The sequence below is a fragment of the Sinorhizobium sp. FG01 genome (genome assembly GCF_002531875.1).
GTDB lineage: Bacteria > Pseudomonadota > Alphaproteobacteria > Rhizobiales > Rhizobiaceae > Sinorhizobium > Sinorhizobium fredii_C.
In genome coordinates this window covers 491,147-505,712 of sequence record NZ_NWTB01000003.1, presented here as the reverse complement: position 1 = coordinate 505,712, position 14,566 = coordinate 491,147, and the positions used below count along the sequence as shown (strand labels likewise).

Below are 14,566 nucleotides of genomic sequence, written 5' to 3'. Positions count from 1 at the left end.
GATTTGTCGAATGGGAGCGCAGGAACGGAGGGAGTCGGGTTCAGGCGGGGAATGACGGAAGGGATTCTTACCGGAGTTGGATCGATATGCTTGTCAAGGATGTGATGACGACAAAGGTCGTCAAACTGTCGCCTGACAACAGCGTCAGACAGGCAGCCAAGCTGATGTTCGAGCATCACGTTAGCGGCATTCCCGTCGTCGACGACGAAGGGCACTTGCTCGGCGTCATCAGCGAAGGCGACCTGATCCGCCGGACGGAACTCTGCAGTGAAGCATCCGCCTTGATGGCGGACATGAGCCTTGCCCCCGATGACAGGGCCAACGACTTTGTGAGGCGGTGCTCGTGGAGAGTCGGCGACGTCATGACAGCCGATCCCGTGACCATCGACGAAGATGCGTCCCTTGCGCGTGTCGCAAGGCTCATGCAGGAACGCGGCATCAAGCGCATTCCCGTCCTGCGGAATGGAGAAATGGTCGGCATCGTCAGCCGCGCCGACCTGCTGGAGGCGATTTTCGCGTCAAAGCAGGACGAAACAGCAGCCGGCGACGACGCCATTCGACGCAGCATCCTTGTTCGCCTCGGCGAGAACACCGGTCTGGAAGGATTGGATGTGACGGTCACGGTGACCGAGGGGATCGTGCACTTTTGGGGCAAGGTCGATCCGGCCGCTTGCAGGAAGGCCGCGCACGTCCTGGCTGAGAGCGTTCACGGCGTTCGGGGCGTGGTGGAGCATTTCCCAGATCCTTATACTCAATAGCTTGCCCGCCTGATCATACCGACCCCGCGAAGCGTCTCTGTACTCATGCGAGATGAAGGGGAATGGAAATGGCACAGATGATGAAGGCGGCTGTCGTTCGGCAGTTCCGCACCCCGCTCACGATCGAGGACGTGGAGGTCCCAGCTCCTCGATCGGGGCAGATACTCGTGAAATATGAAGCAACCGGCGTGTGTCACACCGACCTGCACGCGGCGAACGGCGATTGGCCGGTAAAGCCAAGCCCGCCCTTCATTCCGGGGCATGAGGGTGTCGGCTTCGTCGCTGCTGCGGGCGCCGGCGTGAAAAGAGTAAAGGAGGGTGACCGGGTTGGCGTGCCCTGGCTCCACACCGCCTGCGGCTATTGCCCCTATTGCCGGACCGGTTGGGAAACCTTGTGCGCGTCGCAGTCGAACACCGGGTACTCGGTGAATGGCACATTCGCGGAATTCGGGCTGGCGGACCCCGACTTCGTCGGCAGCCTTCCGGATGGGTTGGAATTCGGAGCCGCTGCCCCCGTTCTCTGTGCGGGGGTGACAGTTTACAAGGGGCTGAAGGAAACGGAAGTCCGTCCGGGTGAATGGGTGGCCATTTCGGGTGTCGGCGGTCTGGGCCACATGGCGGTGCAATATGCCAAGGCGATGGGCATGCACGTCGTAGCCGCCGACATATTCGAGGACAAACTGGCCCTGGCGAGGCAACTCGGCGCCGACATCACGGTCAACGGCAAGGCAGCCGATGCCATTGAGCAGGTAGCAAAGGCCACCAACGGCGGCGTTCATGGAGCGCTCGTGACCGCGGTCTCGCCCGCCGCGATGGAACAGGCCTTCGGATTCATGCGCTCGAAGGGCACGATGGTCCTTGTCGGCCTTCCGCCCGGGATGGTTTCCCTGCCTGTGTTCGAAACAGTCCTGAAGCGCATAACCGTGCGCGGATCGATCGTCGGCACCCGCCAGGACCTGGAAGAATCGCTCCTCTTTGCGGCGGAGGGCAAGGTGACGCCGCATTACTCCTGGGAAAACCTGGAGAACATCAACGACATCTTCCATCGCATGGAAGCAGGCAAGATCGACGGCCGCATAGTCATGAGACTGCAATAGCCTTGCATGACGGATTTGGATGGGGAGGCTCAGATGGCTGAAACGGCAGTGATGAACGAAACAGCATCAGGCAAGTCACAGGCTGGGACCGCGCTGTCATCGGAGGAGCTTCGCCTGATGGACGCCTACTGGCGGGCTTCGAACTACCTCTCGGTCGGCCAGATCTACCTGCTCGACAACCCCCTGCTGCGAGAGCCGTTGAAACGCGAGCACGTAAAGCCACGTCTGCTCGGCCATTGGGGAACGTCGCCGGGCCTGAACATGCTCTACGTGCACCTCAACCGGATCATCAAGCGCGACGATCTCAACATGATCTACGTCATCGGTCCGGGGCATGGTGGGCCGTCGCTGGTGGCGCATGCCTATCTGGAGGGGACATACAGCGAATTTTATCCGGACATCGGCCAAACCACCGAGGGAATGCAGCGGCTCTTCAAGCAGTTCAGCTTTCCCGGCGGCATTCCCAGCCATGTCGCCCCGGAGACCCCCGGCAGCATTCACGAGGGCGGCGAGCTCGGATATGCGCTGAGCCACGCCTATGGCGCGGCATTCGACAACCCCGACCTGATCGTCGCCTGTGTCGTTGGCGATGGCGAGGCCGAGACAGGACCTCTCGCGACCGGTTGGCAAGGCAACAAGTTCCTGAACCCGGCGCGCGACGGCTGTGTGCTGCCGATCCTGCACTTGAACGGATACAAGATCGCCAATCCGTGTTTTCTCGCCCGGATACCTCATGATGAATTGCGGAAATTCTTCGAGGGCATGGGTTACAAGCCCTATTTCGTCGAAGGCCATGAGCCGGGTAACGTTCACCAGCAATTGGCCGGCGTGCTCGATACAGCCGTCGCCGACATTCGCGAAATCTGGGACGGCGCCCGCACCAGCGGCAATCTGAAACGCCCGGCATGGCCGATGATCGTCTTTCGCACGCCGAAAGGCTGGACCTGCCCCTCAGAGATCGATGGCAAGAAGTGTGAGGACTATTGGCGATCGCACCAGGTGCCGATGGGCGAAATGGACAAGCCGGAGCATATCCTCGTCCTCGAGCAATGGATGAAAAGCTACCGTCCGGAGGAGCTTTTCAATGACGAGGGGCGGCTGAAGCCGGAACTGGTCGCGCTGGCACCGAGCGGACGTCGTCGAATGAGCGACAACCCCCACGCCAATGGCGGGCTGCTGCTGCGCGACCTCAAGATGCCGGCTTTCCGGGACTATGCGGTCGATGTTCCGCGTCCCGGAGCGACGACCGTGGAAGCCGCCCGTCTCATGGGCAAGTTCTTGCGGGACGTGATGAAGCTCAACATGGACAGCCGGAACTTCCGCCTGTTCAGCCCGGACGAAAACAACTCCAACCGATGGCAGGACGTGCTCGAGGTCACCGATCGTTGCTACATGGCCGAGATCCTTCCGGAGGACGACCACCTGTCGCCGGATGGCCGCATCATGGAGGTCCTGAGCGAGCACCAGTGCCAGGGCTGGCTGGAAGGCTATCTGCTAACGGGCCGCCATGGGTTCTTCTCCTGCTATGAAGCCTTCATCCACATCATAGATTCGATGTTCAATCAGCACGCCAAATGGCTGAAGGTGTGCAACGAGATCCCGTGGCGCAGGCCGGTCGCCTCCCTGAACTATTTCCTCAGTTCCCATGTCTGGCGGCAGGATCACAACGGGTTCAGCCATCAGGATCCCGGGTTCATCGACCACGTCGTCAACAAGAAGGCCGACGTCATTCGCGTCTACCTGCCGCCGGACGCCAATACGCTTCTTTCCGTGACCGACCATTGCCTGCGCAGCCGCAACTACATCAACGTCGTCGTCGCCGGCAAGCAGCCCGCTCCGCAATGGCTGACCATGGAGCAAGCCGTGCGGCATTGCAGCATGGGCCTCAGCATATGGGACTGGGCGAGCAACGACAGAGACGGCGAACCCGATGTCGTCATGGCCTGTTGCGGCGACGTCCCGACGCTTGAGACCTTGGCTGCGGTCCAGTTGCTGCGCGAGCACCTGCCGGAGGTGAGGGTGCGGGTCATCAATGTCGTCAACCTGATGAAGCTGCAGCCGGCGGAGGAGCACCCGCACGGGCTGTCTGACCGGGATTTCGATGGCCTTTTCACCAGGGACAAGCCGATCATCTTCGCCTTCCACGGCTATCCGTGGCTCATCCACCGGCTGACCTATCGCCGGACGAACCATGGAAATCTTCACGTGCGCGGCTACAAGGAAGAGGGCACGACGACGACGCCGTTCGATATGGTTGTCCTCAACGAGCTCGATCGCTTCCATCTCGTCAGCGACGTCATCGATCGGCTGCCGCAGCTCGGTGCACGCGCTGCCTATTTCAAGCAAGCCATTCAGGCAAAGCTGATCGAGCACCGGGAATATATCGAGAAGTATGGCGACGACATGCCGTCCATCAGCGGATGGCAATGGGGCGTCAAGGGCATGGAGCAAGTGCGGGGAGCGACATCCACGGAAGGCGACAATGCCTAGCTGCGACAGGAGCTCTGCCCGCATCGATTGAGGGATCGGTCTGATGGCCCAGTCGGTTGACAGGAAAGAAGACGTCGCTGCGGCGCATCCGGTGGGGTCGCGCCCCGACACGGCCTTGCTTTCGAACGGCCGATACAGCCTGCTCCTTACGGAGTCCGGTGCCGGATTTGCATCCTGGTGCGGCCACGATGTCACCCGTTGGCGGGAGGATGGCACGCGAGATTGCTGGGGCCAGTTCTGCTACATCCGTGATCTTGAGGACGGGAAGGTGTGGACAATCGGCCGGCAGCCGATCTGTCGGGCGGATGCCATTTACGAGCGCAGCTTTCGCGGCGACCGCGCGGAGTTTCGCTGTTCGGCCGGGGACATCGACATTTGGTGGGAGGTCTGCGTCGCAACGGATTGCGATGCCGAGGTGCGTCTGCTCCGGCTGTTCAACAGGGGCACGACGGCGAAAGAACTTGACCTGACGAGCTGTGCTGAAGTCTGCCTGAATGGCCGACGCGCCGACAGTGCGCATCCGGCCTTTGCCAAGCTCTTCGTCGAAACGTGGTTCGACGAACAAACTTCCGCATTGTTCGCCCGGCGCCGGCCACGCAGCGCATCGGAGAAGCCGATCTGGGCGGTGCACGTTTCCGCAGCGAGCGCGGATGACCAGCCTGCGGTCGAGTACGAGACGGACCGCCGCAGGTTTCTTGGCCGCGGACGGACGCCATCGAACCCCAGCGCACTCGGACGTGGAAAGAGCCTGTCAGCCACGACGGGTCCCGTGCTCGACCCAATCTTCAGCCTACGCAGGAGAGTTCTTCTGAAACCCTCTGAAACGCAGCGTATCGCCTTCGCGACGGGCGCGGCTGACAGCGAGGCGGCGGTTGCAGCCATCGCAAAGCGGTTTGCAGACGTCAATGCCGCTGGCCGGGCGCTGTCAGATGCGTTTGAAACCTATGCCACGGAACTCGCGTCCTCTAAGCTCTCCCCGGAAAAGGTGGACGTCTGCAATCAACTCGCAGGAAGCCTGGCATTCTTTGATTCCGATCTTCGAGATAGCGGCGCTCTGAGACAAGAGCCGCTGAGCACTGGGAACCTGTGGTCGGTGGGGATATCCGGCGATCTCCCTATAATGCTGCTGCGCATCGACAAGACGGATGCAAACGCGCTCGTCGAGGAGGTTATCGACGCTCACGCCTTCATCACCAACCGTGGGCTTTCCTTCGACCTGGTCCTGCTCGACGAGAGCGGCGCGATCGAGGAAATGCAGTTGAGCGACAAGGCGAAGGGCCAAATGGAGAGGGCGCCTGGCGGCCCCGGAGGCGTTCACGTCCTGTCCGCGTCCGCTATTTCGAGTGCCGCAGCGGATGCCATCGCCGCCGCGGCGCGCGTTCTCCTTTGTTGCAGACGAGGATCGCTTGCCGATCAGCTCGAGCCGAAGTCGACGGCCAAGCTCTCCGCTTCGAAGCACACCGAGACGAACTTCCGTGACGCTCCCGTAAGACAAGGCGGCGCAGCCCGGACCGACTTGCTTTTTTGGAACGGTCGCGGGGGATTCACCCGGGATGGGCGCGAATATGTGATCGCGATGGGCGACGGCGCAGAGACGCCGACGCCCTGGTGCAACGTCATAGCCAATCACGCATGTGGCTGCATGACCAGCGAGAGCGGCCTTGGCTACAGCTGGGCGGGCAACAGCCAATTGAACAGGCTCACGCCCTGGTCGAACGATCCGGTGTCGGATCCCCCGAGTGAGATCATCTACCTGCGCGATGAGCGAACCGGAGAGCTCTGGACGCCGACGCACTTGCCTCTTGGGCATACTTCGACGAGCACCGTTAGACATGGGCAGGGTTACAGCCTCTACGAGAGCGCCGACAGGCTGCTACACCAGGAAATGACGGTGCATGTCCCGGTGTCGGAACCGATCAAGATCGTCCGCCTCGCCATACGCAACGAGGGAGCGGAAACGCGCACGCTTACCGCCACCTATTTCATCGAATGGGTTCTCGGTACGCTGCGTGAGAACGCTTCCGGTCGGGTGGCATGTGAGTTCGACACCCATACCGGTGCCGTTATTGCGCGGAACGTCTGGGAAAGCGATTTCTCCGGAAAACTGGCATTCGTTGCCTCGAGCGCGCCGCTGCGGTCGTTTACCTGCGACCGGCGTGAGTTTCTCGGCAGGAACGGCTCCGCATTTCTGCCGGCGGGACTGGAGGGTCCCAATCTCAGCGGCAGCGTCGGATCCCCCATCGACCCCTGCGCTGCGCTGATGGTCGAGGCGTCGGTTCCACCCGGCGAAAGCGTCGAACTGGTTTTCGTGCTCGGGCAAGCAGATAGCCTCGATGATGTCCGCCGGCTGGTTCGCGAATATGCCGCGCCAGAGAGTGCCCGAAACTCTCTGGCGATCGTCACTCGCCAATGGGACCGGCTGCTGAGCTCCGTTACGGTTCGAACGCCCGACACCGCCTTTGACCTCATGATGAACCGCTGGCTGATTTATCAGGTGTTGTGTTGCCGCGTCTGGGCTCGAACGGGCTTCTATCAGTCAGGCGGCGCATACGGATTTCGCGATCAACTCCAGGATGTGGCGGCCCTGGTGCATTCCGCGCCCCATGAAGCGCGCGCCCACATCCTTCGAGCCGCTGCGCGTCAGTTCACCGAGGGGGACGTTCAACACTGGTGGCATCCTCCGTCGGGCGTCGGGGTGCGGACGCGCATGACCGATGACCTCTATTTCCTGCCCTACGTCGTCCAGCACTACGTATCGGTCACAGGGGACCACGGGCTTCTGGGCGAGCGGGTTCCTTTCATCACCTCGCCGCTGCTAGCCGACGATCAGGAGGAGAGCTTCGGCGTTCCGCAGGTGAGCGAGGAAAGCGGGACCATATATGAGCACTGCTGCCGCGCGCTGGATTGGGGTTTCCGGCTCGGCAGCCATGGGCTTCCGCTTATGGGAACGGGCGACTGGAACGACGGCATGAACAAGGTGGGCGCCGAAGGCAAGGGCGAGAGCGTCTGGAACGCCTGGTTCTTCCTGACTGTGCTCAACTCTTTTGACGCCATCGCGTCGGCAATGGGAGACGAAGAACGCGCCGCGTGGTGCCGCGACTCCGCCGAGGCGTTGCGCACTGCCCTGGAGGCCGAGGCCTGGGACGGCGACTGGTATCGGCGTGCCTATTTCGACGACGGTACTCCCCTTGGCTCACACCTGAATGACGAGTGCCAGATCGACGCCATCCCTCAGGCATGGGCGGTGATCTCCGGTGCCGCTGATGCCGAGCGGGCTTCCAGGGCAATGCGGGCAGTCTGGGAGCGGCTCGTTCGTTCCGACGACAAGCTGATCCAGCTTTTCGATCCGCCCTTCGACAAGGGGGCGCTGCAGCCGGGTTACATAAGAGGCTATGTGCCGGGAATTCGAGAAAATGGCGGGCAATATACCCATGCGGCCGCCTGGGTCGTGTGGGCGACTGCATTGCTGGGGGATGGAGATCGGGCGTTTGAACTCTGGAGCCTGCTCAATCCCATCAACCATGCCCTTTCTCCCGAGGAAACCGAGCATTACATGGTCGAACCCTATGTGGTCAGCGCCGACGTCTATGGTGCGTTTCCGCATACGGGCCGCGGGGGCTGGACCTGGTATACGGGATCGGCCGGCTGGCTCTACCGCGTCGGCCTTGAAGCTATTCTCGGCATCCGTCGGGAGGGAGCTCGTCTTTTCGTCGAGCCGTGCATTCCGGCGCGATGGCCCGGGTACGAGGTGGACCTTCGGTATGGGGCAGCCACCTATCGGATACGGGTCAACCGCGAAGCCGAAGCTGGCGGAAGGCCGCGCCCGCTGACCCTTGACGGCAAGGACCTCGCTGAACGGTATGTTCCGCTCGTGGACGACGGACGAAACCATGACGTCCACCTGGTGGTCGGCTAGCCATGTCGCAATTGCTGTCGACCGATCCCGACCTGAACCGGATGCCGACCGATCAGGATCTCGCTCGGCTGCAGTTCACGACGCTCCTCTACTATCTGCACTGCACCAACCCGGACAACGGGCTCGTTCGTGACAAGACGCAGGCCGAGGCTCCGGCAAGCATTGCCGCGATCGGCATGGCCCTTGCCACAATCCCCGTGCTCGTGGAGCGGAGGATTATCATCCGCAAGTTCGCCTCGAAGATAGCGCGCCGAAGGCTTAGATGTCTCCTGGAGTGCCCCCAGGGACCTGATCCCGACGCGTCCGGCTACAAAGGCTTCTTCTATCATTTCCTTGATATCGAAACCGGCAGACGTGTGTGGGAGTGCGAACTGTCCACGATCGATTCAGCCTTCCTGTTCGCAGGTGCACTGACAGTCGCCGCCTATTTTGACGGAGACGCGGATGAAGAAATCGAAATTCGCCGCCTGGCAAACGCGCTCTACGAACGCGCCGACTGGAACTGGGCCTGCGATCACGGCCTGACGCTGACCCACGGCTGGAGGCCGGAGGACGGGTTCATTCCCTATCGGTGGCGCGGCTACGACGAGGGCTTGCTCCTCTACATCCTTGGCCTCGGTTCACCCACTCATCCGCTGCCGCCGGAATCCTATGCCGCCTACACCGAGAGCTACGAGTGGCGGAACCTTTATGGCCGGGACCTGCTCTATTCGGGACCGCTGTTCACCCACCAGCTCTCGCACATGTGGATCGACTTCCGCGGCATCCGCGACGAATTCATGCGGGAGCACAACAGCGACTATTTCCAGAACAGCCGGCATGCGACCTTTGTCCAGCAGGAATACGCCATCCGCAATCCCCTGAACTTTGTCGGCTATGGCGAGCACTGCTGGGGGTTCACGGCCAGCGACGGGCCTGGCTGGACCAAGAGAAACATCGACGGCGTCGACAGGGAGTTCTTCGACTACATCGCCCGCGGCGCGCCATACGGACCGGACGACGGGACCGTATCCCCGTGGGCAGTCGTCGCTTCGCTGCCATTTGCGCCAGAGATCGTCATCCCGACCGTTTGGAACTGTGCGCGCATGAATCTCGGCATGACGCGGCTTTACGGATTCAAACCCTCGTTCAACCAGACCTATGCGGTGGAAGACAGCGAAACCGGGTGGTGGGTCAGCCCCTATCATTTCGGCATCGATCAAGGTCCCGTCGTTCTGATGATCGAAAACTACAGAACCGGATTGCTGTGGAACATCATGCGTCGCTGCGAGCCGCTGGTCGTGGGACTGAGGCGAGCCGGGTTCTCGGGCGGCTGGCTATGAGGTCGATGCAACTCAATGGGCGGAAAGGAATAGCCATGAACAAGGGCTTGCTCTTCGATCAGCATGAAGGGATTTCCAGAAGAGATCTCCTCGTGATGGCGGGAACTGCCGCCGCTACGCTCGCGAGCTATCGCCCTGGCGCCAGAGCGGCGCTTGGCGAAGGTGCTTTTGCAATTGAGGAGGTCAAGCAGGGCGAGGACGTCTTTGGCTATATCGGCAGGATTAAAGGCGGGTTTGACCAGACGGCTTACCAGCAGGTGATAGGCGCCGCGAATGCCTTCAAGGAAGGAGATGAGGCTATTGAAGTGGGGGCCGAAGATGAGACGACGCGACGGAATGCGCGCGCCCTTCTGGCAAACACGAAAATCAATGACCTCCACCAGCGCCCGCTGTTTGAGGATGATCTGCATAAATTGATCTGGCAGACGACGGACCGGGCCCAGTACGAAAAGGTCAAGGACTGGACCATGGGACAACTCAAGGAATTTCTTCTGGCCGAACCAGAGGAGAACATCAAAGGCATCATGAATGGCCTTACCAGCGACACGATCGGCTTTGTCCCGAAACTGATGAGCAACGAGGAACTGGTCTCGCTCAGCCAGAAGATCTTCAACGTAATGCCTGGCACCAGGATGGGAGCCAAAGGGTACATGGGCGCCCGGATCCAGCCCAATTCTCCGACAGACCACCCCGATGACATCGTCTGGCAGGTCTTCGACGCCTTCTCCTATGCAACCGGGGACATCGTCATCGGCACCAACCCGGTGGACAGCACGGTCGCGAGCGTCGTCGCCGTTCAACGCGCGCTCAAGGATATCGTCGATACGTTCGGGCTTGGCGAAGTGATCCCTTGGTGCGTGCTCGCACATATCGATGTCCAGGCCGAAGTCAGCGACAGTTTCCCGGGAACAGTCTCCACGATGTTCCAAAGCCTTGCTGGGACGGATGACTGCAACAAGATTTTCGACATCACGAATGAGAAAATCCTGAAATATGCGCGCGCAAAGGAGGGAGAAAGATACGGCCTCTACTTCGAAACCGGGCAGGGCTCGGAATTTACCAATGGCGCAGCAAACGGCGTCGACATGATGGTGCTCGAGTCGCGAAAATACGGCTTCAGCAGAGCGGTCGGCCTCGAACTCGCAAAGGTACAGCCGAGCGGCGCATGGCTGCATGTCAACGATGTTGCCGGTTTCATTGGACCGGAGGTCTTCAAGAGCCGCGAACAACTGGTGAGATGCTGCCTCGAAGACATGGTCATGGGCAAGCTCCATGGGCTTACTATCGGTCTGGATATCTGTACGACCCTGCACATGACGGTCAGCCTCGAAGACCTGGATTGGTGCCAGGACCAGATCATGCCGGCCAATCCCGCCTACCTGATTGCGCTGCCCACCAAGAACGACCCGATGCTGAGCTATCTCACCACGTCGTTCCAGGATCACGTCCGGATCAGGGAAAGATTTGGCTTCAAGGTCAACGATGCGATGTGGGACTTCTACAAACGGATCGGGATCGTTGGCGAAGACAACAGCTACACAGCGAATTATGGAGATCCCCTCTGGGTGTATTACCAGTATCGCCTCGCCAAAGGGGATGGGCGTTCCAAGGATGCTATTTACGTCGAGGGCGGCCGGAAGATGCGGGAAGTTGAAGCAAGAGGTGTCGACCTGGCCACGGGGCACGGGGAGAAAATCTGGGACCTCAATCCAACGCTCGCGGCCAAGGTGAAGGCCCTCTACGACGACGCCAAGCAGTCTCTATGGGCCGAGCTCACGCCGGAATTTATCGCCGCCGTACCCGACGTCGTGCCCGTCCGCACCCTGTCCAAGGACCGCAACGATTACATTGCCCACCCGAACACAGGTGAAACGCTCGGTCCCGAAGCAGTCGCGGAGATCGAAAGAATAAGAGATGCGTGGGGAGACGGCATGCCCAAGGGCCAGATCGTCATCTCGGACGGTCTGAACGCCAAAGCCATCATGGACGAAGGACATCTCGCGCCTTACCTCGAGGAAATGCGCCGGTTGCTCGCCGAGGCGGGTGTCACGATGGGCGACAAGAACATCATGGTCACCAGCGGAAGGGTGCGGGCCGGCTACCGGATTGGTGAAGTGCTTTTCGAAAATGCGGATCCCAACAGCTTCAGGGGGATTCTTCACATCATCGGTGAGCGGCCCGGAACCATGCACCACGCCTACTCGGTCTACATCACCGTCGCCAAGGGCAAGCAATGGTCCGAGAAGAAGATCGACCATGACATGACGAAGCTGGTGAGCAATGTCGCAGACACGGCCTTGGCACCAAAAGAAGCCGCCAGGGAAACCCTGACCATTATCCGTGAGATCGTCGGCAAGGACGTGAATGGCAGCCGTCGTTATGGGTAATGCCAAATCGCGCTAACGTCGATGCGAAAGCCAGCTCGGCGGCAAGGCGTTCGTCGATACGCATTCGGCGTGCCAGAGATGCAGATTTCGGGCCTCGCCAAATGCGAGCATTAGCCAGGAATATTCCGGCTATGATTTCTGTAAAGCTCTGGTTTCTTAGAAGTTTTTGGTGGGTGATCACGGGCTCGAACCGTGGACCCGCTGATTAAGAGTCAGCTGCTCTACCAACTGAGCTAATCACCCGTCCAAGACCGCGTCGCAGCGATCTGGTGGGGCGTATAATGGCGTTGGCCCGGCTTGTCCAGCACCCTCTGCAAAATTCTTGGCAAAAAATTCTTCGCCCTTCGGGACCAACGGCCCCGCAAGCGCGCTCCGCGAATTTTTCGGTGGTCGGCGTCAATGCTCCAGTTGGCGGTGCTCTCCCGCTGAAGCGGACGGTACGCTCCAAAAAAACGCCGACATTTTTGACTAGAACACGCGCCGGCTGGGGAGGCTGCACGGCGAATCGAATGGAGAATTATGCGCGGCTATCTACTTTTGACCGAGGCGAGAAGCGGCTCCAACTGGCTCGGCTCACTCATCAATGGTTCGGGGAACATGGGGCGGTCGAGCGAATGGCTGTCGCCGAAAATCCATCGTCTGGATGCCGGTTCATTGTCGTGGGAGGTGTTCTTCGACCAAATTATTAGAAAGAGTTCCAGCGATAATGGAAATTTCGGGCTGAAGATCTTCCCCAATCATCTTTTCGTCACGCGTGAAAAATACGGCATGGACTTCATTCAATATTGCCTGTCCGTGCATGACGTGGCGCTCATCTTCTTGCGGCGCAAGGATACGCTGCGCCAAGCAATCTCCTATGCCCGGGCAAGACAAACGCGCAGTTTCGCTGCTCATATCGAAAGCAAGGCCGAGCCCCAATACGATTTCGAAGAAATCGCGAAATGCTTCTTCTATATCCGCGACAGCAATAGCTTCTGGCAGAGCTATCTCGAACTCACGGGCGCGAAATTCACCGAGTTCGTCTATGAGGAGCTTGTCGCGGACCCAACTCCGTTCGTCACTTGCGTTGCGGAACATCTGAGAGTGCCTCCTCCGATTGAGCTTCAAACATCGATGGCGGTTCAGCGTGACGACCTGACCGACGAATGGGTAGCCCGGTTCAACAAGGACCGCAGATCTGCACACCTGCTGGACGCCTATGATCGCCGCGAACACATCCCCGGCAAGATCAAGAACTTCTTCAAGCTGGCGACGCGGAGTCTCGAGCCGCGCTATCCTTTCGCGTTTTGACGGGAGAGGTTCGCAATCTGGAAGCGGCGAGCGGGCAGGGTGCCGCTACGCTCCTATTCCCGTGGAGTTGAATTATCGACGCGATGCCGATAAACGCTCGCATCGTGGCAGCCGACTGGAGCGCATGGTGGGCGATCTTCATTATCCTTTTCGTCTTTCCGGCACCGGGCGGAGCCAAAGGAGCCTTCTGGACCGGTTGCTGACCCGTTACGAGACCCACAAGCTGACGGCTCGGGTGCGCAAGAGAAAACGGGCGATCGAGATCGTCTGCCTTCGGGAAGGTGGTCATCGGCCCCTCGCGAAGAATGATATTCCGCTCGTTTTCAATACGCACAACGACATAAAGCTGATGCCGTCCTTCCTGGCGCATTACAGGAAGCTTGGCGTTTCGCGCTTCATCTGTGTCGATGACGTTTCATCGGACGGGACACGCGAATACCTGCTTTCTCAAGCCGATGTCGATGTGTGGCGGTCACCCCTGCGTTACCGCGACGCTCGACGCGGCCGCGAGTGGCGCGAAGCCCTGTTCGATCGCTACGGCGGCGATCGTTGGTATCTCAATGTTGATTCCGATGAATTCCTGATCTATCAGGATTGTGAGCATCAACGTCTCGACAGGCTCATACAGGTTCTCGAACGGCGGGGCGAAAAGCGCCTCGCTGCTCCCATGATCGACATGTATCCGATCGAACCGCTGGGCTCGGCCACGTTTGGCACCGATGACCAGCGCATGCCGTGGGAAATCGCCGATCATTTCGATGGCGACGGATATGAAATCGGCTACACCAAGCGGGCGATAAGCATCACGGGCGGCCCGCGCAAACGCAAGTTCGCGCATATATTGGAGCTCATCAAATACCCGCTGATCTTCTGGGACAGGAATTGCAGCCTTAGCGTCAGCATCCACCAGCCGCTGCCGTGCGAGCGAAACTTCCTGGAAATTTGCGGGGTGCTGCTGCATTTCAAGTTCTTTTCCGACTACCGAGAGAAGATCGAGCAGGCGGTCAGCGACGGGCAATATTTCGATGGGGCCGCGATCTACCGCAAGATGCTGGATGACCTGGAGAAAGCCGGCGAATTCGATTTTGCGCATGAGCATTCCGTCCGGTTCTCCGGGTCAAGGCAGCTGCTTGAACTCGGTTTCATAGCGCCTATCCCATTTGAGCGAGACGCAGCGCGGGAAGCAGCGCGGCAGATGAGGTAACGCTACAGCGCTGGGCGCTTTAGCGTTGCACCCGCGACCGCCTATAATTCGCACGAAGCTCTTAAACTCCCGCACCGCAAGCTCTATATGCCCCTTGCGTGG

General features: G+C 60.0%; 8 protein-coding genes and 1 tRNA gene. 8 read left to right on the top strand and 1 reads right to left on the bottom strand.

The window, feature by feature from the left end; translation table 11 throughout:
- Nucleotides 1-86 precede the first annotated feature (86 nt).
- From CO656_RS05150 to eutB, 6 genes are all read left to right on the top strand, one after another.
- A complete protein-coding gene (locus tag CO656_RS05150) occupies nucleotides 87-758 on the top strand; it encodes a CBS domain-containing protein (protein WP_097525002.1) in 672 nt (223 codons plus the stop codon).
- Between the two features lie 68 nt (nucleotides 759-826).
- Nucleotides 827-1,855, top strand: a complete 1,029-nt coding sequence (gene adhP, locus CO656_RS05145; protein ID WP_037423488.1) for an alcohol dehydrogenase AdhP — start codon at nucleotides 827-829, stop codon at nucleotides 1,853-1,855.
- Nucleotides 1,856-1,888: 33 nt separating this feature from the next.
- Complete coding sequence (locus CO656_RS05140; protein WP_179864702.1) at nucleotides 1,889-4,345, top strand: phosphoketolase family protein; 2,457 nt, start codon at nucleotides 1,889-1,891, stop codon at nucleotides 4,343-4,345.
- 43 nt (nucleotides 4,346-4,388) lie between these two features.
- Nucleotides 4,389-8,261, top strand: coding sequence for a glycosyl transferase (locus CO656_RS05135; protein ID WP_097525001.1), 3,873 nt, complete (start codon nucleotides 4,389-4,391; stop codon nucleotides 8,259-8,261).
- Between the two features lie 2 nt (nucleotides 8,262-8,263).
- Nucleotides 8,264-9,583 carry a glucoamylase family protein gene (locus CO656_RS05130; RefSeq protein WP_097525000.1) on the top strand — a complete coding sequence of 440 codons (1,320 nt, stop codon included), beginning with the start codon at nucleotides 8,264-8,266 and terminating at the stop codon, nucleotides 9,581-9,583.
- Between the two features lie 35 nt (nucleotides 9,584-9,618).
- A complete protein-coding gene (gene eutB / locus CO656_RS05125; protein ID WP_097524999.1) occupies nucleotides 9,619-11,970 on the top strand; it encodes an ethanolamine ammonia-lyase subunit EutB in 2,352 nt (783 codons plus the stop codon).
- A 167-nt stretch (nucleotides 11,971-12,137) separates the two neighbouring features.
- Here the strand turns inward: eutB and CO656_RS05120 are convergent.
- A tRNA-Lys gene (locus tag CO656_RS05120) sits at nucleotides 12,138-12,213 on the bottom strand.
- Between the two features lie 276 nt (nucleotides 12,214-12,489).
- On the opposite strand from CO656_RS05120, the gene CO656_RS05115 reads away from it, so the two are divergent.
- Complete coding sequence (locus tag CO656_RS05115) at nucleotides 12,490-13,260, top strand: Stf0 family sulfotransferase (RefSeq protein WP_037423437.1); 771 nt, start codon at nucleotides 12,490-12,492, stop codon at nucleotides 13,258-13,260.
- Between the two features lie 196 nt (nucleotides 13,261-13,456).
- Nucleotides 13,457-14,464, top strand: a complete 1,008-nt coding sequence (locus CO656_RS05110) for a glycosyltransferase family 2 protein (protein WP_050988333.1) — start codon at nucleotides 13,457-13,459, stop codon at nucleotides 14,462-14,464.
- The last annotated feature ends 102 nt before the right edge of the window (nucleotides 14,465-14,566 follow it).